Genomic DNA, 19,005 nt, shown 5'->3' on the forward strand with positions numbered 1-19,005 from the left:
ATGGGCAAGCAGGCCCTGGCAGCGGGGGTGCCGGAGACCCGACGGCTTGTGACGGCACCGTGCATGGGCGCCGGGGACCACAGCCTCACACCCGGAACGTACGGCGATAGGCATCCGGCGGCACGCCTATGGTGCGCTGGAAATGGCGGCGCAGCGTAGTCGCCGTCCCCATCCCCGCAGCCGAAGCAATGCTGTCGATACTGTCGTCCGTCGTCTCCAGCAACTCCTGCGCCCGCCGGATCCGCTGCGTCAGCAGCCACTGCAGCGGGGTGGTGCCGGTGACCGCGTGGAAGTGGCGGGCCAGGTGGCGTGAGCTCATGTTCGCCTGGCGGGCCAGGTCCTCCACGGTGAGCGGCTGGTCCAGTCGCCGCATCACCCAGGGGAGCAGTTCGGCGAGGGGATGGCCGTCCTGGGCGGGCACCGGTGTGGTGACGAACTGGGCCTGGCCGCCGGCCCGGTGGGGCGGTACGACCAGGCGGCGGGCTACCACGTTGGCGATCGCCGAGCCGTGGTCGCGGCGGACCAGATGCAGGCACAGGTCCATCGCCGCGGCCTTGCCCGCGGAGGTGAGCACGCTGCCGTTGTCGACGTAGAGCACGTCCGGGTCGACCTCCACCCGGGGATAGAGTGCGGCCAGTTGTTCGGTGTGGGCCCAGTGCGTGGTCGCGCGCAGCCCGTCCAGCAGGCCGGCGGCGGCGAGTACGAACACGCCCGTGCACAGGGAGACCACCCGCGCGCCCGACTCGTGGGCCGCGCGGACCGCCTCGACCAGGTCGGCCGGCGGGTCCTCGTCGACGTTCGCCAACGCGGGAACGATCACGGTCTCGGCGTGCGCCAGCCGGTCGAGCCCGCAATCCGGTTCCACCATGAACCTGCCTGCCCGGACGGCGTGCGCGCCGCACACCTTGACGTCGTACCAGGGGCCTGGCACGGCGTCCGGGGCGGAGCCGAAGACCTCGTAGGCCAGCGCCAGCTCGAAGTGCAGCATTCCGTCGGTGGCGGCGACCGCGACGGAGCGCGGGAAGGAGCTCATGTCGGAAATTGTACGGGTCATGTCGTTCCAGACACTGGGCACAGGTGGGCCAACAGGACAGGATTCACGCACTGAAGCACTTCGAGCACTTCGAACACGCAAGGAGCAGGCATGGGATCGGGTCGGAACGTGGCGGTGTTCGGCGCGTACGGGCACACCGGGCGGTTCGTGGTCGCGGAGTTGCGCGAGCGCGGATACGTTCCGCTGCTCGTCGGTCGCGACCAGGACAAGCTGATGGCGCTGGCGAAGGCCCAACCGGGGCTTGAGACGCGGCAGGCGTCGGTCGACGATCCGGCCGCGCTCGACCGCGCGCTGAAGGGCGCGGCCGCCGTGATCAACTGCGCCGGGCCCTTCGCCACGACCGCCGCCCCACTGGTCGAGGCGGCCCTGCGCGCCGGCATCCCGTACGTCGACGTGGCGGCCGAGATCGAGGCGAACGTTGACACGTTCGCGCACTTCGCGGAGCGCGCCCGCGCCGCGGGCACGCTGGTGGTCCCGGCGATGGCCTTCTACGGCGGCCTCGGCGACCTGTTGGTCACCACCGCGATGGGCGACTGGACGGCGGCGGACGAGGCGCACATCGCCTACGGCCTGAGCAGTTGGCACCCCACCGCCGGAACGCTCGCCGCGGGCGTGGTCTCGGGGCAGCGACGGGGTGGCCGCCGGGTCCGCTTCACCGGCGGACGGCTGGAGTACCACGACGACGCCCTGCCGACCCTGGAGTGGCCCTTCCCGGCTCCGCTCGGGCCCCAGAGCGTCATCGGAGAGTTCACCATGGCCGACGTCGTCACCGTTCCCAGCCACCTGGCCGTCCCGGAGGTGCGTACGTACATGACCGCCAAGGCGGCCGCGGACCTGTTCGCTCCTGACGCCTCGGCACCGGCCGCCGTGGACGAGCGCGGGCGCTCCGCGCAGACCTTCGTCGTCGACGTCCTCGTCCGGTCCGGCGGCCGGGAACGCCGCGTGGTCGCCGCCGGTCAGGACATCTACGCCATCAGCGCGCCGCTCGCGGTGGAGGCCGTCGACCGCATCCTCACCGGCCGGACCAGGACCACCGGCGTCGCCTCCGCGGGCGCGGCCTTCGACGCTCCGGACTTCCTCCGCGCCCTGTCCGCACATGTCTCGCTACACGATCCGCTGCCCGTCCCGCTTGGCACAGGCGGCTGACCGGCGACCGGTGCCGGGATCCAGACCGCGGTCAGTGCGGTCGACGGACAAACAGACCACCCGTCCGGGCCGAGGTACTCGAGTCCGCCTCTGTCAGCAGGGCCGGAGCCAGGAAATCAGCTGGAGAGAGCTGTGTGCCCGCCGGCCTCCTGGGGCCGATGCCGCCGTGTCCGGTCGTGCGGTCCAGGCCCCACCACCGGACGTGAACGGCCGCTAACCGGCCGGGGACCGCTGAGGCGTTCCGGCTCCAGGTGCTGTCAGAGGGCCAGGCTCCGGGGCGGTTCCACCGGACCAGGCGCTGTCAGCGGGCCAGGCTCCGAGGGGTTTCATTAGACCGGCTACAGGTACCGTCAGCGGACCAGGCCCCGGGGCCGGTTCCACCAGAGGGACAGGGACAGGGCCGCGGCGATGAGGACGGCGCCGCCGGCGGCGAAGGCGGCGGCTGTGTCGACCCGCTGGCGGATGACGGTGAAGCTGCCGGGCAGGGCGTTGAGGGCGCTCTGGAGTTGGTCGGCGTTCTCAGCGCGGTGGTAGGAGCCGCCGGTGGTCTGGGCGATCTGCTTGAGTGCGGGTTCGTCGATGGTACGGGGGTTGCGGCCCCTGTCGAAGCCGGCGCGGCCGCCGAAGCCACCACCGCCCCAGCCGCCGTCGAACTGTGAGTTGTCGCAGACCATCGGGGCCGGGTTCGTGGTGCCGAAGCCGATGGGGAAGACCCGGACGCGGCGCAGGGCCGCCTCCTGGGCGGCTAGTTGCGGGTCGACGCCCTGGGTGTTGGCGCCGTCGGTGAGCACGACGATCGCGGCACCGGCGTACCCGGCCCCGCCGCCGCTGGGCTTCGCCCCGGTGGGGGCGACCGAGGGGTCGACCTCCGCGATCGCGTCGATCGAGGCGAGCATGGCCTGCCCGATCGCGGTGCCGCGGGACACGGTGAGGTTGTCCAGCGCCTCGATCAGCGACTTGGTGTCGTCAGTGGGAGGGACGAGCAGACCCGCGGTGCCCGCGAAGGTGACCAGGCCGATACGCGGCCCGCCCTGCTGCGACTCGATGAAGTCCGCAGCGGCCTTCTTCGCGGCGGTGAGGCGATTGGGGTCGACGTCGGTGGAACACATGGAGCCGGAGGTGTCGAGCGCGAGCAGGATCGTCGCCGACGTCTGCGGCACCGGCACCGAGGCCTGCGGTCGCGCGGCGCCGACCGCGAGCAGGGTGAGCCCGGCGACGAACAGCGCCGGAGGGATCTTCCGGGTCCAGCGCGTACGACCGGGCAGGGCACTGCGTACGAGCGCGATGGAGGTGACGCGTACGGCGGCCCGTCGGCGGCGGCGCCGGGCCCACTCGCGGATGGCCCAGATCAGCGGGATGACCAAGACCGACAGCAGCGCCCACGGCCATGAGAACGACATTCAGATCACCCGTCCAGACCGGAGCACGGTGAGCGCCGCGCCCCCGGTGAGCAGCGCGAGGGCGAGCCCGATCAGCCCGCCGGCGAGGGGCAGCGGCTCGTCGGAGACGGTGAGTCGCAGATTGATCGTGTCGGCGATGCCGTCGAGCCGCGCGGCGTCGGCGGCGGGGTGGTAGGCGCCGCCGGTGGTCCGCGCGATCAAGGTGAGGGTGTCTTCTTCGAGCGAGGTCTGCAGGAGGTAGCCGTTGACCTTCACCGTCGCCCCGGCCGTGGTGCCGACTCCGACGGTGTGGATGTGCACGCCCGCCTTCTGGGCCACGGCGGCGGCCTGTTCAACGTTCTGGTCCTGGTTCTGGTCCTGGCCGTGGTTCTGGCCGTCGGTGAACATCACGATCGTCGCCGATGGCCAGTAGCCGATGTCGGGTGCGGTGCCGTCGCGGCCGATGGCCACCGGCTTGCCGGTGATCGCCGACAGCGAGGCGGTGATGGCCGTCCCCAGTGAGGTATTGCCGGTGATCTTCAGCCGGTCGATGGCCTTGAGCGCGACGGAGTGGTCGGCGTCGGGCCGTGCGGTGATGAGCGCGCCCTGCTCGAACGCGACAACTCCGATGTCGACGCTGCCGGGCTGCGCCGCCACGAACGCGCGGGCCGCCCGCTGCGCCGCCGCCAGCCGGGTGGGCGCGACGTCGTCGGCGCCCATGCTGTTGGAGACGTCCATGGCCAGGATGACGGTGCCCGCGGTCCGCGGGACCGGCAGCATGGCCGTCGGTCCGGCGGTGGCGATCGCGAGTACCGCGACGCCGGAGATCGTCAGGCCGATGCCGAGATGCGTACGTCGGCCGCCCGGCACGGCGACACCGGCTGCGGCGAGCGCGGCCGTCCGGCGGCGCGCCGAGACGACGGCCGCCCAGGCGAGCGCCACCGTGACGAGCAGCCCGACGGCCAGCAGCAGCGGGGAGGACAGGGTCATGGCGACCGCTCCCAGATACGGGCGACAAACTCGGTCATGGCGACCGCTCCCAGGCACGCGCGACGAACGCGGTCATGGCGACCGGTCCCGGGTTCGGGAGACGACCTCGACGAGTGCCTCGGCCAGGTCGCGGTCGGTGTCGATGCGGTGGACGGGCACCCCGGCCCGGCGCATGCCGGCCGCCAGCCGGGCGTCGCGGGCGTCGACGGCCTCGCGGAAGCGGACCCGGAGCAGCGGGTCGGCGGAGTCGACGACGAGTTGCTCGCCGGTCTCGGCGTCCTCGACCACGATCAGCCCGGCTTCGGGCAGTACGTCGTCGGCGGTGTCCACGATCCGCAGGGCGACCACCTCGTGCCGCCGGGCCAGGCGCTGGAGCGCGCGTTCCCAGTCGCCGTCGCCGATGAAGTCCGACAGGACGACGACGAGTGCGCGGCGCCGCGCGAGCCGCCCGGCCGCGTCCAGCATCTCCGCCAGGTCGGTGGTGGCGCCGCCGCGTACCGTGGAGGTGCGTTCCAGCTCGGCGCCGATCCGCAGCGCGTGCCGCCGGGAGGTGCCGGGGGGCACGACGCGCAGCATCCCGGTGTCGAACAGCAGGGCGCCGACGCGGTTGCCGCCCCGGCCGAACAGCCGGGCCAGGACGAGCGCGAGCTCGGCGAGCACGTCGTGCTTGCCACGCCCCGGCCGTCCGGCCGCCATCGACGCCGACCGATCCAGCACCAGCCACACCGTCAGCTCGCGATCCTCGGTGAACACCCGCAGGTGCGGCTCGTCCAGCCGCGCGGTCACGTTCCAGTCGATGTGCCGGGCGTCGTCGCCGTCGCTGTACGCGCGCAACCCGGTGAAGTCGATCCCGGAGCCGCGGTGCGCGGTGCGGTGGGCGCCCTGGAGCCGGCCGTCGAGCCTGCGGACGACCTTCCACTCCAGGCGGAGCAGGAGCCTGTCGGGGGCGGTGGCCATGGCTCAGCGATTCTGCAGGACGACGTCGGGCGCCCGGACGGCCCCGAGCACCCTGGTGATGATCGTGTCGGCGTCGACGTCGTCCGCGAGGGCCTCGTACGACAGCACGAGGCGGTGGCGCAGCACGTCGAGCGCGAGCTCGGACAGGTCGTGCGGCAGGGCGTAGTCGCGGCCGCGCAGGAACGCCAGCGCCCGGGCGCCCTTGACGAGCGCGATGGACGCCCGCGGGCTCGCCCCGTAGGTGACGTACCGTTCCAGCTCGCCGAGCCCGGCCGTCGCGGGGGAGCGGGTCACGGCGACCAGCCGTACCGCGTAGTCGACGATCGCCGGATCGACGTACACCTCCTGAGCGCGGGCGCGCATCGCGATCAGGTCCTCGGCCGTCGCCATCGGCTGCGGCGGCTGCGGCGGACGCAGTGCCCGGTCGACGATCGCCTGCTCTTCGGCCTGCGTCGGATAGTCGACGACCACCTTCATCATGAAACGGTCGACCTGCGCCTCGGGCAGCGGGTAGGTGCCCTCCGACTCGATCGGGTTCTCCGTCGCCATGACCAGGAACGGCTCGGGCACCCGGAACGTCTCCCGGCCGATCGTCACCTGATGTTCCTGCATCACTTCCAGCAGGGCGCTCTGCACCTTGGCGGGGGCGCGGTTGATCTCGTCGGCCAGCAGCAGGTTCGCGAACACCGGGCCGAGTTCGGTTCGGAACTCCCCGGAGTGCTGGTGGTAGACCCGCGTACCCACGAGGTCGGCGGGCACCAGGTCGGGGGTGAACTGCACGCGCTGGAAACTCCCGGCGATCGCGGCGGCCAGCGACCTCACCGCGAGCGTCTTGGCCAGGCCCGGCACGCCCTCGACGAGCAGGTGACCGTCGGCGATCAACGCGACGGCCATGCGCTCCAGCAGCACGTCCTGTCCGACGATCGTGTGTTTGACCTCGAACAGCACATGTTCGAGCGGATGGGCCGACTCGGGGGATCTGGTCGAGGTCATCTGCTGTTCCTTCTCGTGACGCTTCGTCGTGACGCTTCGTCGGGGCGGTTCGCCGGGGCGGTTCGGTCGTGGCGCTTCGGTCAGATCTGGGGCCCGCCCGGCGGGCCGTCGTCGTCGTCGCCCAGGGCCACGCCGATCGGCACCGCGAACGCGATGCCGGCGAACGCCTCGTCGCCTCCCGGGTCGGCCATCGAGACGACGATCCCGATGACCAGGCCGCGAGCGTTCAGCAGGGGACCGCCGGAGCTGCCCGGGTTGACGGAGGCATCGAACTGGATGAGCCCGCCCAGGTCGCCGTCATCGGCGGTCCGGTCGGCGGTCCGGTTCAGGCCCGACACGACGCCGGTGGAGACGCTGTAGGTCAGGCCCAGCGGATTGCCGATCGCCACGACGGGCGCGCCCACGGCCACGGCGCCGCCGAGCGTCGCCGGCACCACGATCTCCGGCAGCTTGGCGGGCTTGAGGGTCGCGACGTCGCGCTTGGGATTCGACGACACGACAGCGGCCTTCGCCTTGGTGCCGTCAGCGAACGTCAGATTGATGTCCTTCGCGCCCTTGATGACGTGGTGCGCGGTCAGAACCGTCCCATCCTCGGCCGCGATCACCCCGGTACCGAACGACTTCCCGGCCTGGATGACCACCACCGACGGCCCGACCCTCTTGTAGACGTCGGGCACCGTGAGCGTCGCACTGGGCGTCGGCGTCGCGCTCGGCCTGGGCGCGGCTGCTTCGCCGTTCCCGCCGCTACTTCCCAGCCAGTACGCCAGCACCGCCACGACGACAAGTGCGCCGCCCCCAGCGACAAACCGCCGAGCCCTCCCGGCCACGGCTCCCTGGGCCTCGGCCGCACCAGCCTCCTGCGGCACGCGCTCCATCGCCCCATAGTCATAAATCTCGGTCGAAAGTGCTACAAACTCCGCCTGTGAAGTCCCTGGGAACTGGTCCCGGCAGCCCGTTGCCTGACGAAGCCTTCGCCGCGGCGCTCGCTTACGTGGCTAGCCGTTGCTGCTCCGCACCGTGACGAATTGGGCGTTCTCCGCCCCGCTTGCGGCATCGTCCCCCATCCAATCGACGGTGTATATGTAGATTCCCTGCTGATCAGGGCGATCCTGGAAGCGGAACGACCCGCTCCTGGAGACCCGCACCGTGCCGAGTTCTGTGCTGACGCCGTCGGGGCTCGCACGTATCACCGTCACCGAGGGGCGTGTGGTAGGCGCCTTGTCACCGAACTTCAACTCGCCCGCGAAGCGGAGCCGCTTCCCGACGACCCCGTCAGTAGGTCCAGTCAAAGTGAGCGACGCCGATTGTTGGACGACCTTGACGGACACCGATGCGGTGCTGCCCCGAACGTCGGTGGAGCCGCCCCAGCTCACGTCGTAGGCAACCGTCCCGGAGACAGGCGGAGCGTCGGTGATGGTGAACGTACCGTCTGCCGCTGTTCGCGCGCGGCGGAGCGTCGCGCTGGTTCCGTCCGGCAGCCGGCGGGTCACCTCGAGCCGTTGCCTCCCCTGAGTCGCGCCGTCGGGCACGGTGAGCCGGCCGGTCAGGGTGAGCGGCTCCAGCGCTGTCCCCCTTTCCGGAGCCGTCAGAGTCACGTTCGACGGCAGCAGGGTGGCGTCTTCCAATCGCCACAGGCGAAGCCGGCCGGTGCTGGGGTTCAACAGCACGCTGAAGACGTCATTGCCGGCGATGGTGATGCTTCCACCGAGGATTCTGGGGGTCGGCCATCCGCTGGGGATCTTCTTCGTGTACGTGGTCGCCCTCGTGGCCACGTCGTACAGTTCGATGCCTCGATCGCCCAACCACCACCCGCCTGCGATGTGGGTGCCATCCGGGCTGACCGCCACGCCTACCACCTGGCCCTTGGCCGACGCGTCCTTGCCGTATTCTCGGACCTTCGTCAGGCTCGTGGTGTCCCAGGCCTCATACCCGTTCGAGAACGCCAGGACGGCCGTCGAGCCGTCCGGTGTGATGGCGAGGTCCCGCGGGCTGGGCAGACCGTAGGTGTCCCCGTCGATCTCACCGCGCAACGTGGCGGAACCGTTGCTCACGTCGTACACCAGGACATCGGCCAGATCATGGCGGGGGTCGCCGAGCACCAAGGTGTTTCCCGCGATGGCGATCAGAGGTGCGGTGGGCCGCCCGGTCACGAGCGAGACCGGTTGCGGCGCCGAGGCCGACACATCGAGACTGGCGACACCGCCGGTGTCCGGGTCGCACCCGTAGGCCGTCCAGAGCACCTCGCCGGACAGTGCCAGCTTGGTGGGGCATGGGTACGCCGCGAAGTCGATCCGCCGGGTGACCACGAGGGTCGCGGTGTCGATCTCGACGACCTCGTGCGAGTCATGCAGCGCCGCGAACACATGAGTGCCATCCGGTGCCGCCGCAAGACCTGCCACACCCGGCAGATCGGTGACCGCGCCGATCAGCGCACCATCGGTGTCCGTGACCACGATGCGGTCCTCGGCGGTCACGAAGACCTTGCCTCCTCCCGCGACCACATCACTGGGCGCGGTGATGCCGACGGACACGCCGAGGTCTGTTATCGAGTCGGCGGCCGAGGCCACAGGCGCCACGGCGATGACGAGGCCGGCCGTCATGGTCATGGTGCCCAGGAGGGCGCCTAATCGGCGTATGGACCGGACGACATCGGACCGTTTCGAGGGTGAGAAGCGCACGTGTACTCCACTCCGAGCATGACAAAGAAGAAACGAGGACGCCATGATCAAGCCAGAGAACCCAGGTCCGGTCAAGATCCATAATCAGTCACCGCTCAATCACGCGCGGGGACGCCGCACGCACGCGTATGTCGTTGCCCTCCTACCGCGTCGGTGTGAAGGACGAGGCGATCAGCCAGACGCCGCCGGCCACGATCACAACTGCGACCGCGAGATCCTTCGCCCGTCCGGGAACCATGCCTTTCCACTGTCCGCGGATCATGCTTCGCGCTAGGCGGACGGTCCCAGCCCAGGAGATCCGCACCCAGGGACTCCAAGCGGCCCACGCGACGAGGACCGCCGCGACAACCAGCGGCCACCGCACCGAATCGGCGAAAGACAGCTCGAAGTCGCCGCTGTCCTGGCCGACGTACATCGCGACGTCGAGCAGCGGAAGGAGGAGGAGAGACGCCGCGGCCGCGGTGCCACCCCAGCGTCCCCAAGCGGCGGCTCTCGCGGCCGCCGCCAACGCGACGAGGACAACCGGTAAGCCGATTCGGTCGGCCTCCCCCAATCCCCACGCGAGGTCGTCCCAGAACGACTCCGAAGGCTCCAGGTAGAAAGCGTCGGCCACCAGCATGTCGTATGTGACGATGCAGCGGTGGAACATCGCCGCCCACGCCGCCGCGCTCACGGCCCCCGCCCACAGGACGATCCCGTACGGTCTGCGGTGCAGGGGTGACCGAGCCGCCAGGAGCAGTGCCCCCGCGGCCACCGGATAACAGGCGATCAAGGGCCAGGGCGGTACGACCGCGCGTTCCTGCCCGGTGCATGGATCGGGGCCAGGCAGCAGAAACGCGGTGACGAGCCCGAACGCGAGTACGGTGCCGACCGCGGCGACAGCGGTGAGCGTGGCCCGACGCGACCCGCGCAGGAGAAGGCCGGCCACGACGGCCGGCAGCAGGAGAACGCCCCAGAACAGCAGCTCTCCCGGCACATTCTCCAGCGCGTACGGACCTTCCACCGGATAGGGCGCGGGGCCCGTCGCGGAACAGAACCACCCGACGCTCTGCCTGCCCACCCCGAAGGTCGTCAGGATCACCGGCCCGGCCGCGGCCGGAACGGCACCGAAGCGCAGCGCCGCCGCGGATCCCTGCATCACGGCACCTTCTCCCGGAAACGATCAATCCGGGTCAGGGTAGCGGGTGGCGTGCGGTGTCATCCGTCCAGGACGCCGGTGGGGACGACGGTTTCGTGCCGATTCCGCCGGGTGTGCATGTCCCAGAGGATCTCGGCCAGTTCGGCGGGGTCGGCGGCGGGCAGGTCGGGCACGGGTTCGCCCTGGGCTTGGCGCCGCTGGTAGTCGGTGTCGAAGGGGGTGCCCGCGATGCGTGCGCCGATGTACAGCATGCCGACGTAGACGCCCTTTCCGGAGACCTCGGCCGCGAGTGACTGGAGGTAGTTCCGCTGGGCGGCCAGGACCGTGGGCCAGCCGCTCATGTTCGGCCGGCCACGGACGGCGGCGGCCCCTTGGGCGCTGAGGATGGCGCCGTCGCGCCGTTCGACCATGGCGGGCAGGAACTCCCGGACCAGGGCCAGGAGTGTGTACAACGTGATCGGCATGCGGTCCTGAAGCCGCTCCGGGGTGAGGTCGACGGCGGGAACGAAGCCCGGGTCCGTGGGGACCGGGCCGTAATAGAGGGCCGTGGGGTTTCCGACATTCGCGCGGATCCGCTCGGCGAGCTCCGGGACGGCGCTGGTCCGGTCGAGGTCGGCGGTGATCACGTGGGCGGTGATGCCATCGGCGGACAGATCCCGGGCGAGCAGGTCCAACGGTTCCCGGCGGCGGGCGACCAGGACGACGTCGTAGCCTTCCTTTCCGTATCGGCGGGCGACGGCCTGGCCGACACCTGGACCGGTGCCGAACACTGCGATGGATTTCGTCATGCCGCCCAGCCAACCTCACCGGCGCCAAGACGATCCATGGGAGAACATCTGCAATACCTTTGTGATCGTCTACGCTGAGTGAGTGGACGTGCTGACGGACTTGCTGCACCGGGCCCACGCGCAGAACGCTCTGGTCAGACGGCTGATCCAGCGGCCTCCGTGGGGGATGACGTACGCCGACGCGCCGCCGCTCACGGTCGCAGCCACGCTCGGCGGCCATGCCTCGATCCGGCTCGGGGACTCCGCTCCCACACGTCTTGCCGCGGGGGACATCGCCCTGATCACCGACCCCGGCGGCTACACGATCTCGGACGCCCCGGCGACCGCGCCTCAGTTCGTGATCCGGGACGGGCGAAAGTATCTCCCTACCGGCGCACCGGTGGACCCCCGCCCGATGGCGGTCCCTCGCACGTACGGCGCCGACGTGCCCGGGGCCACCATCATGCTCCGTGGCGCGTACGAACTGCACGGCGACGTGGCCGCCCGTCTGCTGGGCCTGCTTCCGCCGCTGGCGGTCGTGCCCGCGGGGCCGCGTACCCGGGCCGCCCTCGATCTGCTCTCCGCCGAGGCCGCCCGCGACGAGCCGGGCCAGGACGCGGTTCTGGCCCGGCTCCTGGATCTGATCTTCGTGATCGCGTTGCGGGCCTGGTGCACCAGGCCGGAGGTGACGCCGCCCGCGTGGTACCGGGCGCTGACCGACCCGGCGATCGGCGAGGCGCTGCGCCTCATGCACGAGGAACCCGCCCACCGGTGGACGGTCGCCTCGCTGGCCGCCAAGGCCGGCATGTCCCGCGCCGCCTTCGCCCAGCGCTTCGCCACCCTGGCCGGTCAGCCGCCGCTCGGCTATCTCACCGACTGGCGCATGACCCTCGCGGCCGACCTGCTCCGCGACACCCGGCAGACCGTCGCCGCCGTGGCCCGCCAGGTCGGCTACCAGGATCCGTTCGCGTTCAGCGTGGCGTTCAAGCGCGCCCGCGGACGCACGCCCTCGGCCTGGCGCGGCTCGTTCTGATCAGCCATCGGTCGCCGTTTCTGTATACGGTGTAATCGTTAGTGTTTGCGGTGCAGACAGGGCGCCGGGCACACGCAGGAGTGGAACACCGACCGCGCCCGCTACGAGACGTACTGGGGCCCGCTCAGCATGCCGAGCCGACCACCTCGTAGTAGTTCTGTCCTGTTTGCCGCAGCGTCGTGGTGACGAACGTGTTCCACAGCCCCATCGCCTGGCCGGAGCCGTTTGCGTAGGCGTAGCCGCCGGACTGGTAGGCACGGCCCGCCTGGGTGTGCGCGTAATTGGTGGCGGTGAAGCAGGGCTGCGGCGACGGGGTGGGAGTGGGGGTCGGGGTCGGCGGCGCTCCGGTGTCGAGGCCGAAGAAGCGGGTGTCGTAGTACGCGGAACAGATGGTGTCGAGGAAGTAGGCGCCCGCCGTGCCGCACTGCTCCGCGGCGCCGCCCGGATCGACCGGCGTGCCGTGACCCATCCCGGCGATCCGGTAGAAGCGCACCTCACCGCTACCGTAGGTCTCCATCGTGGTCCCGCCCGGCAGGCTCGTCGTCGAGGCGGGCGTCTGTGACAGGCCGAGTACGTCGGTGAACTGGTCCCGGAGCTCGACGCCGTTGGCCTTGTTGACCACGTAGTCGGCCTGGCCGTGCCAGATGCTCACTCTCGGCCGCGGCCCGGTGTAGCCGGGGTAGGCGCCGCGTACCAGCGCTCCCCAGTCCTGCGGGGTCTTGGTGACCGGGCCGTTCATGCACGTGCTCGTCGAGGCGGGCGGGGAGCAGCGGTACGGCAGGCCGGCGACGACGGAGGCCGCGTCGAACAACTCCGGATACGCCGCCACCATGACCGCGGTCATCGCGCCGCCCGCGGACAGGCCGGTGATGGAGATCCGGCCGGCGTCGAGCTGGTAGGTGCTCGTCGCGTACGTCACCATCTGGGCGATGGACAGCGCCTCACCCTGGCCGCGCCCGATGTCGCCTTCCTGGAACCACTGGAAACAGTTCGACGGCGGCGTGGTGGCCTCGGGGAAGACCAGCGCGAAGCCGTACAGATCAGCGAATTTCCGCCAGCCCGAGTTGGTGTAGTAGGCGTCGGCGCTCTGCGTGCACCCGTGCAGCGCGACGACGGCGGGGGAGCCCGCGGGCAGGCCGTTGGGGCGGTAGACCCACATGTTCAGGGCGCCCGGGTTCGAGCCGAACCCCGTGACCCTCGTCAAGGAGGCCGCCCGGGACGGGCGGGCGACGGCGAGTACGGCGAGGACGAGGACGAGCGCCGTCATGGCCCTGACGACGGTCCGGCTGGGGAGCGGAAACATCGGCGACTCCGGAGTTCACACGCCTGGCGATTGCCCGTGACGGTACGTTCCGGGCGAACAGCCTGATATGTGGCACGCACCAGATTTCGCGGAGCCGGACATGTGCGTCCGGCCCATGCCACCCTTACCTGGAGGTCGGCGGGGATCCCGTCAGCGGACGTCGAAGTGGATGCCTTCGAGGAGGTCGGCGGTGGGCCGGTCCAGGACGTACGCGCCGGTGGCCGGGCCGGTCCGACCGCCCCGGACCCGCGTCAGCAGCGCCTCCCAGCGGCGATGGTGCTGCGCGAACGTCCGCGTCGTGACGACCCGCCCTCTGGCCTGCTGACCGGCCAGTGCGTCCTCGGGAGGAGCGTCCAGCAACAGCAGGTGGAACGGAACCGCCGACCGTCGTGCCAGCCAGGCGAACCCGTGCAGCACGACCGACCCGCAGCCGCGATTGTGCGCGATCACCGCGGACCCGCCCCGCAACGCCCGGCCGATGCGCCACACGTGCGTCGTGAACACCACCGCCGTACGCACCGGCTTGGGCGCCCAGCCCAGGCTCGTGCTCCACCGCAGCCGCGACTGCGCCGAGTCGATCACCACCACCGAGCCCGCCACGACCGGGCGGCTCTCGGTGCCGTCCAGTGCGTACAGGCGGCGCAGCAGTGTGGTCTTGCCGGCACCGGGCAGGCCGGTCAGGATCACCAGGGATCCGGCCGGATAGCGCAACGTCCCAGCGGCCTCCGGAGCCGCCGGCACCGAGATTGCCAAGATCCTCTCCCTCACCCCGATAGGACGGACACCCGCCTTGGTCACATTTTGCTGCATGTCAGGCCATAAGAGTGCAGCATTGGCGACCCTGCTCCTCTTGGGTACCGATCCCAGCGAGAGGCCGGGCTCGTTGTCGGGCCGCGTCGGGCTCTCCGGACGGAGGGCCGCTAGTATGGCTGGAAAGCGCTTTCAAGGAGGGCGTCCCATGATCCGCCAGGACTCACACTGATGACCCCCGTAACGCTGTGCCACACCGATCGCGGTGAGGGCGAGACCCTGCTGCTCGTGCACGGCTGGGGCGGTCATGCCCGTACCTGGGATCCCATCGCCGACGCGCTCCAGCCCGGCCACCGCGTGATCGCCGCCGACCTGCGGGGGCATGGGAAGTCGCCCGTGACCCTGGACGGCTACCGGCCCGCCGACCTGGCGGGCGACCTCGTCGCCCTGCTCGACCGCCTCGGCGCCGGGCCGGTCGTGGCGGTGGGGCACTCGATGGGCGCCCAGGTCGTCACCGCCATGGCCGTGGAGCACCCCGAACACGTCTCGGCGCTGGTCGTCGTCGATCCCGCCTACGGGGCCGACGCCGCCGAGGAGCGGCTGTTCGCCAAACGGCTGGCCGCCTTGCGGGCCGACGGCGCGCGGGCCGCCGTCCGTCAGCTCGGCACCTTGCCCGCCGCGGTACGCGACCAGTTGCTCGCCACGCCCGGCCATGTGCTGGCCGCCTGCTACGAGGGCATGTACCTGGGCCCGGACGCGTTCGGCGCCCGTCCAGCGACGCGCCGGTACCTGGCCAGGCGGACCCGCCCGGTCCTCTGTGTCCGCTCACTGAGCGAGCCGGCCGCCTGGGAGTCCTCGATCCCCGCGCCTTCCGGGTCACAGATGGTCACCTGGGACGGCACGGGGCATTTCCTGCATCTGGAACGCCCTCAGGCGTTCGTGGGCCTCCTCGGCCGTTGGCTCTCCACCCTGCGCCCCCACGCCCGCATCCGCGCCTGACCTGCCGTCGCAGAACAGCTCGCCGTTAGTCGCCTTCTCGCTGTCGTGCCCCGGGATGGGCGGTGACACCGAGTGCGCCACGTTGCTGATCCTTGTCCTGGACAGTCGAACGACAACTCCTGGGCGATCTGCAACGCCCCGAAGGGTGCCGGACACTAACCAGGGTGTCCGGCACCTTTCGGCAAGGAGACTCTGTGACACACCGAGATCGCTTCGAAGCGGTCTATGACGCGTACTACCCGGCGATACATCAGTACGCCGCCCGCCGTACCGGCTCCCCCGACGACACCGCCGACGTCATCTCCGAGACGTTCCTCACCGCCTGGCGGCGTATCGGCGAGGTGCCCGAGGGGGAGCGGGCGCTGTTGTGGCTGTACGGCGTGGCCCGCCGCGTGCTGGCCAACCAGAAACGCGGCGCCTCACGCCGGGCCGTGCTCGCCGAGCGGCTCCGTGACGAACTGGCCGCCGCCCGGCCGGGCACACCGGTCGATCTGGAGTACGTCCGCACCGCCTTCAACGACCTGTCCGAGCGGGACCGAGAGGTCCTGGCGCTGGCCTGCTGGGAGGAACTGACCAGCGAGCAGATCGCCAAAGTCGTGGGATGTACGGCGATCGCCGCCCGGACCCGGCTGCACCGGGCGCGCAAACGGCTGGCGACGACGCTGGAGCGGCAGCCGTCCTCGACGATCGTGATGGGGGAAGCATGAAGAACATCGACCACCTGGTGAAGGCCATCGATCCCACACCGTACGCGCCGGAACAGGGGCCTGGCGCGCGCGAACTACGTGCGGCGATCATGGCGACCTCACCTCCGCGTCGCCGGCTGTCCTGGCTCCCCGGAGCGGGGGCCCTTGGTCGCTGGCCCGTCCTGATCTCGGCGGCCACCGTCCTGGCCGTGGCCGTCGCCATCGGAGTCGGTCTGCCGTCCGGCGGTCCGGCCACCGAGTACGCCAACGCGGCCGTCTCCATCAAGAAGGCCGACGATCATTTCAGCGTCACCATCACCGACCCCGCGGCCGACTACCGGCGCTTCGAGGAGGCGTTTCGCGCGGTCGGGCTGGACGTCAGGGTGAAGGTCATCCCCGTGGCGCCGGACGAGGTGGGCACGCTGATCGGCCCGATCGTTCCGGAGGGCTTCAAATGGCACGGGAGCATCGGAGTACAGCAGGTGCGGCCTTGCGCGTCCGTCTTCTGCGGCAAGGTCTGGATGCCCGCCGACTTCCCTGGCCGGGTCGTCCTCGGAGTAGGACGCCCCGCCAGACCGGGAGAGCCCTACGCCGACAGCGATGACTACGCTCCCACCGACGAGGCACTGGACGGCTACAAGGTCCATGGCAAGACGGTCGCGGCGGTCCGCGCCGAACTGCACCGGCGTGGGCTGAAGGTCGGCTACCGCCTGCTGTGGGGCTATCGCGATGGCGGCTTCTTCCAGCAGGTCGTCACCGTGGACCGCGTCAAGGACGACTGGATCGTCGACGGCTCCCGCGACCACAGCTCGGACACGGTCGATCTCTACGTCGTCCCCGGTCCTGGTGCCGGGCCGGCTCCTGACCCGTTGAAGATCGGCTCTCCCCATTGGTACGACGACCTCACCGAATGAGAGGAATCACCGAGGTGCCTTCTGCGGCAAGCAGCCGCAGAAGGCACCTTTTCGTCCGGTGATCAAGCTCGTTGCCAGCCTTCAGGAAGGCCGGGAAGAGTGGCTCGCTGCTGGCTGGGCGCCGAGTCGTAGTAAAGGAAGAGCGCCCAGTCCCGCCCGTTGGTCGCGCAGGCCGAATGGTCCCACGTCCACCAGCCCTGACTGGCGCCCCATCTCCGCTGCGCCTCGCAGGTTCCCTCATCCGGATAGAAATTGAAGATGTACCAGACTCCTGGTGCCGCCGTATCCGAGCTCACGGCGGACGGAGCGCTGTCCGCCCACGTGGGCGCGGCCAGGGTCAGGCCGCCGGTTGCCAGGGCGGCCATGATGGCGAGCGTCGTCGCGGCTTTCTTGGGTTTCCGCATGGTTCTCTCCTGAATTGTCGCGTCGTAGGTCAGCGTCGTACGTCAGGGGGAAGGGTCATAGATGACCCAGAGAGCCCACCGGCCGTCGAGCGGCCGGCAGGTGAATCCGATCGCGCCGTTCCCGTGCACGTAGTCCCGGCCGACTTCGGCGCAGGCTTGCGCGCTGGAATACCAGCCGCCCCATTCTTGATGGCTGGCCACCTGCGCGGGGCCCGCCGAGCTGCTCTGCGCCGCGAATGCCGGGATTACTGGCGTCAATGCCAGGGCCAGGCCGACTGCACCGGTGGCTACGCGTCTTGCCATGCGATCGAGCATGTTTTCTCCCTTTTTTCGGTCAGCTGGGGATAGAGACGCTCAGACGATCTCCTACCTGTTCGGGAATCTGACGACCAGCGACGATCCCTGGCGAAAGAATCAGCGTTCCCGTGGCGGCGTCCGCGGGTGCCGCGAAGAGCGCCATGCCTGCGGCCAGTGCTGTCATCGCGATTAACCGGGCTGTCATTCTCAAGGCGGACCGTCCTTTCGTCGCGGATCTCTCCAGGATTTCTTATGTGGCGGCCATTCCGAGGCCACTCGCCGAAATCGTGGTCGCTGATCTGACTGTCGTGTTACTGACATGGGCCTGGCGCGGACTGGTTATGCGATGAAATGGTGTCTTAAGCCGGGAAAAAGCCGAATAAGTCGTCTCGGCTCGCCTGCCACAGTGACCGGGGAGGATGCCGTGAACGACGACACCGTGCTGGTGACCGGGGCGTCGGGTTTCCTGGCGGGCCACTGCGTCGCTCGGCTGCTCCAGGAGGGCTACCGCGTGCGGACCACCGTGCGTTCCGCCGCCCGGGAGCGGGAGGTCCGCGAGGCCATGGAGGTCGCCGGGGTGGCGGCGGGGCACGCGCTGTCGTTCGTGCTCGCGGATCTGACATCGGACGCGCACTGGGCGGAGGCCGTCGAAGGCTGTGCCTATGTGCTGCACGTCGCCTCGCCGTTGCCCGCCATCGCCCCGAAGGACGAGAACGAGGTGCTCGTCCCCGCCGTGGAGGGGACACTCCGGGTGCTGCGCGCGGCACGGGACGCCGGCGTACGGCGAACGGTGGTCACCTCCTCCTTCACCGCGATCGGCTACGGACACCCCGCCACCGACCGCGCGTTCACCGAAGAGGACTGGACCGACACCGGCGGCCCGAGCGTCACCCCGTACGTCAAGTCCAAGGTGCTGGCCGAACGCGCCGCCTGGGACTTCATCGACCGTGAGGGCGGCTCGCTGGAGCTGGCCGTGGTCAACCCGGTAGGCATCTTCGGGCCCGTACTCGGCCCGCACCTGGCCACCTCCGTCGGCCTGATCAAGAGCCTGATGGACGGGCGGCTGCCGGGCGCGCCGGACCTGTCCTTCCCGGTGGTCGACGTCCGTGACACCGCCGACCTGCACCTACGGGCGATGATCGATCCCGGCGCCGCCGGCCAGCGGTTCATCGCCACCGCCGGGGACACCGTCTCCCTCCACCAGATCTGCCTGACCCTGCGGCAGCGGCTCGGCGAGGGCGCCCGAAAGGTCCCGGCCCGCACGTTGCCGAGCTGGTTAATCCGCTTCGCCGCCCGCTTCGCGCCCGCGCTGCGCGGGATCGCCGGCGACCTCGGCCTCGTCCGGCACGTCGGCAACGCCAAGGCCCGCACCGTCCTGGACTGGCGGCCGCGCTCCAGCGAGGACAGCGTCACCGCGACCGCCCAGAGCCTGCTCGACCTCGGCCTGGTCAAGCAGGCCAAGCGTCCCTGACGGACGGGCACCGGTAAGTCTCAGGTTGCGCGCGGATTTCATTGAC

General features: G+C 70.4%; 19 protein-coding genes. 6 read left to right on the plus strand and 13 right to left on the minus strand.

Annotation, left to right across the window (positions count from 1 at the left end; translation table 11 throughout):
* Positions 1 to 85 precede the first annotated feature (85 nt).
* Positions 86 to 1,033 carry a helix-turn-helix domain-containing protein gene (locus KME78_RS25380; RefSeq protein ID WP_246651838.1) on the minus strand — a complete coding sequence of 316 codons (948 nt, stop codon included), beginning with the start codon at positions 1,031 to 1,033 and terminating at the stop codon, positions 86 to 88.
* Between the two features lie 111 nt (positions 1,034 to 1,144).
* Between KME78_RS25380 and KME78_RS25385 the strand changes: the two genes are divergently transcribed.
* Complete coding sequence (locus tag KME78_RS25385; protein ID WP_219531846.1) at positions 1,145 to 2,200, plus strand: saccharopine dehydrogenase family protein; 1,056 nt, start codon at positions 1,145 to 1,147, stop codon at positions 2,198 to 2,200.
* A 350-nt stretch (positions 2,201 to 2,550) separates the two neighbouring features.
* Here the strand turns inward: KME78_RS25385 and KME78_RS25390 are convergent, their stop codons facing one another.
* From KME78_RS25390 to KME78_RS25425, 8 genes are all read right to left on the minus strand, one after another.
* Positions 2,551 to 3,600, minus strand: coding sequence for a VWA domain-containing protein (locus KME78_RS25390; protein WP_219531847.1), 1,050 nt, complete (start codon positions 3,598 to 3,600; stop codon positions 2,551 to 2,553).
* Positions 3,601 to 4,569, minus strand: a complete 969-nt coding sequence (locus tag KME78_RS25395; protein ID WP_219531848.1) for a VWA domain-containing protein — start codon at positions 4,567 to 4,569, stop codon at positions 3,601 to 3,603.
* A gap of 72 nt (positions 4,570 to 4,641) precedes the next feature.
* Complete coding sequence (locus KME78_RS25400) at positions 4,642 to 5,526, minus strand: DUF58 domain-containing protein (RefSeq protein ID WP_219531849.1); 885 nt, start codon at positions 5,524 to 5,526, stop codon at positions 4,642 to 4,644.
* A gap of 3 nt (positions 5,527 to 5,529) precedes the next feature.
* On the minus strand, positions 5,530 to 6,519 hold the full coding sequence (locus KME78_RS25405; RefSeq protein ID WP_246651839.1) for an AAA family ATPase: 990 nt from the start codon (positions 6,517 to 6,519) through the stop codon (positions 5,530 to 5,532).
* An 80-nt stretch (positions 6,520 to 6,599) separates the two neighbouring features.
* A complete protein-coding gene (locus tag KME78_RS25410; RefSeq protein ID WP_219531850.1) occupies positions 6,600 to 7,394 on the minus strand; it encodes a S1C family serine protease in 795 nt (264 codons plus the stop codon).
* Positions 7,395 to 7,514: 120 nt separating this feature from the next.
* The gene (locus KME78_RS25415; RefSeq protein ID WP_219531851.1) at positions 7,515 to 9,125 is read right to left on the minus strand and encodes a hypothetical protein; all 1,611 of its coding nucleotides are present in this window, start codon (positions 9,123 to 9,125) and stop codon (positions 7,515 to 7,517) included.
* A gap of 214 nt (positions 9,126 to 9,339) precedes the next feature.
* Positions 9,340 to 10,335 (minus strand): hypothetical protein, encoded by a 996-nt coding sequence (locus tag KME78_RS25420; protein ID WP_219531852.1) that lies wholly within the window; start codon positions 10,333 to 10,335, stop codon positions 9,340 to 9,342.
* A gap of 59 nt (positions 10,336 to 10,394) precedes the next feature.
* Positions 10,395 to 11,123 (minus strand): SDR family NAD(P)-dependent oxidoreductase, encoded by a 729-nt coding sequence (locus tag KME78_RS25425; protein WP_219531853.1) that lies wholly within the window; start codon positions 11,121 to 11,123, stop codon positions 10,395 to 10,397.
* A gap of 82 nt (positions 11,124 to 11,205) precedes the next feature.
* On the opposite strand from KME78_RS25425, the gene KME78_RS25430 reads away from it, so the two are divergent.
* Positions 11,206 to 12,135: an AraC family transcriptional regulator gene (locus tag KME78_RS25430; RefSeq protein WP_219531854.1), complete on the plus strand. Its 930-nt coding sequence runs from the start codon at positions 11,206 to 11,208 to the stop codon at positions 12,133 to 12,135.
* 124 nt (positions 12,136 to 12,259) lie between these two features.
* Here the strand turns inward: KME78_RS25430 and KME78_RS25435 are convergent, their stop codons facing one another.
* Positions 12,260 to 13,438: an extracellular catalytic domain type 1 short-chain-length polyhydroxyalkanoate depolymerase gene (locus KME78_RS25435; protein ID WP_219531855.1), complete on the minus strand. Its 1,179-nt coding sequence runs from the start codon at positions 13,436 to 13,438 to the stop codon at positions 12,260 to 12,262.
* A 150-nt stretch (positions 13,439 to 13,588) separates the two neighbouring features.
* Positions 13,589 to 14,191 carry an AAA family ATPase gene (locus tag KME78_RS25440; RefSeq protein ID WP_246651840.1) on the minus strand — a complete coding sequence of 201 codons (603 nt, stop codon included), beginning with the start codon at positions 14,189 to 14,191 and terminating at the stop codon, positions 13,589 to 13,591.
* A gap of 228 nt (positions 14,192 to 14,419) precedes the next feature.
* Between KME78_RS25440 and KME78_RS25445 the strand changes: the two genes are divergently transcribed.
* The 3 genes from KME78_RS25445 (at position 14,420) to KME78_RS25455 (ending at position 16,787) form a co-directional block, all read left to right on the plus strand.
* On the plus strand, positions 14,420 to 15,187 hold the full coding sequence (locus KME78_RS25445; RefSeq protein WP_219531857.1) for an alpha/beta fold hydrolase: 768 nt from the start codon (positions 14,420 to 14,422) through the stop codon (positions 15,185 to 15,187).
* A 194-nt stretch (positions 15,188 to 15,381) separates the two neighbouring features.
* On the plus strand, positions 15,382 to 15,894 hold the full coding sequence (locus tag KME78_RS25450) for an RNA polymerase sigma factor (RefSeq protein ID WP_219531858.1): 513 nt from the start codon (positions 15,382 to 15,384) through the stop codon (positions 15,892 to 15,894).
* The gene (locus KME78_RS25455; RefSeq protein ID WP_219531859.1) at positions 15,891 to 16,787 is read left to right on the plus strand and encodes a hypothetical protein; all 897 of its coding nucleotides are present in this window, start codon (positions 15,891 to 15,893) and stop codon (positions 16,785 to 16,787) included. The genes KME78_RS25450 and KME78_RS25455 overlap by 4 nt, the downstream gene beginning before the upstream one ends.
* A gap of 62 nt (positions 16,788 to 16,849) precedes the next feature.
* Here KME78_RS25455 and KME78_RS25460 read toward each other — a convergent pair whose 3' ends face one another.
* Together KME78_RS25460 and KME78_RS25465 are read right to left on the minus strand one after the other, a co-directional pair.
* Positions 16,850 to 17,191: a hypothetical protein gene (locus KME78_RS25460; protein ID WP_219531860.1), complete on the minus strand. Its 342-nt coding sequence runs from the start codon at positions 17,189 to 17,191 to the stop codon at positions 16,850 to 16,852.
* Positions 17,192 to 17,233: 42 nt separating this feature from the next.
* A complete protein-coding gene (locus KME78_RS25465; RefSeq protein ID WP_219531861.1) occupies positions 17,234 to 17,494 on the minus strand; it encodes a hypothetical protein in 261 nt (86 codons plus the stop codon).
* A gap of 418 nt (positions 17,495 to 17,912) precedes the next feature.
* On the opposite strand from KME78_RS25465, the gene KME78_RS25470 reads away from it, so the two are divergent.
* Positions 17,913 to 18,959 carry an SDR family oxidoreductase gene (locus KME78_RS25470; protein ID WP_219531862.1) on the plus strand — a complete coding sequence of 349 codons (1,047 nt, stop codon included), beginning with the start codon at positions 17,913 to 17,915 and terminating at the stop codon, positions 18,957 to 18,959.
* Positions 18,960 to 19,005 lie beyond the last annotated feature (46 nt).

This window comes from Nonomuraea guangzhouensis (genome assembly GCF_019396345.1).
GTDB classification, from domain to species: domain Bacteria; phylum Actinomycetota; class Actinomycetes; order Streptosporangiales; family Streptosporangiaceae; genus Nonomuraea; species Nonomuraea guangzhouensis.

Excerpts from the sequence above, each read along its gene's own strand:
- KME78_RS25420 (WP_219531852.1), bottom strand. The coding sequence starts at position 10,335 with ATGCAGGGATCCGCGGCGGCGCTGCGCTTCGGTGCCGTTCCGGCCGCG.
- KME78_RS25460 (WP_219531860.1), bottom strand. The coding sequence starts at position 17,191 with ATGCGGAAACCCAAGAAAGCCGCGACGACGCTCGCCATCATGGCCGCC.
- KME78_RS25425 (WP_219531853.1), bottom strand. The coding sequence starts at position 11,123 with ATGACGAAATCCATCGCAGTGTTCGGCACCGGTCCAGGTGTCGGCCAG.
- KME78_RS25380 (WP_246651838.1), bottom strand. The coding sequence starts at position 1,033 with ATGAGCTCCTTCCCGCGCTCCGTCGCGGTCGCCGCCACCGACGGAATG.
- KME78_RS25405 (WP_246651839.1), bottom strand. The coding sequence starts at position 6,519 with ATGACCTCGACCAGATCCCCCGAGTCGGCCCATCCGCTCGAACATGTG.
- KME78_RS25465 (WP_219531861.1), bottom strand. The coding sequence starts at position 17,494 with ATGGCAAGACGCGTAGCCACCGGTGCAGTCGGCCTGGCCCTGGCATTG.
- KME78_RS25385 (WP_219531846.1), top strand. The coding sequence starts at position 1,145 with ATGGGATCGGGTCGGAACGTGGCGGTGTTCGGCGCGTACGGGCACACC.
- KME78_RS25455 (WP_219531859.1), top strand. The coding sequence starts at position 15,891 with ATGAAGAACATCGACCACCTGGTGAAGGCCATCGATCCCACACCGTAC.
- KME78_RS25410 (WP_219531850.1), bottom strand. The coding sequence starts at position 7,394 with ATGGAGCGCGTGCCGCAGGAGGCTGGTGCGGCCGAGGCCCAGGGAGCC.
- KME78_RS25400 (WP_219531849.1), bottom strand. The coding sequence starts at position 5,526 with ATGGCCACCGCCCCCGACAGGCTCCTGCTCCGCCTGGAGTGGAAGGTC.
- KME78_RS25395 (WP_219531848.1), bottom strand. The coding sequence starts at position 4,569 with ATGACCCTGTCCTCCCCGCTGCTGCTGGCCGTCGGGCTGCTCGTCACG.
- KME78_RS25435 (WP_219531855.1), bottom strand. The coding sequence starts at position 13,438 with ATGTTTCCGCTCCCCAGCCGGACCGTCGTCAGGGCCATGACGGCGCTC.
- KME78_RS25415 (WP_219531851.1), bottom strand. The coding sequence starts at position 9,125 with ATGACCATGACGGCCGGCCTCGTCATCGCCGTGGCGCCTGTGGCCTCG.
- KME78_RS25390 (WP_219531847.1), bottom strand. The coding sequence starts at position 3,600 with ATGTCGTTCTCATGGCCGTGGGCGCTGCTGTCGGTCTTGGTCATCCCG.
- KME78_RS25445 (WP_219531857.1), top strand. The coding sequence starts at position 14,420 with ATGACCCCCGTAACGCTGTGCCACACCGATCGCGGTGAGGGCGAGACC.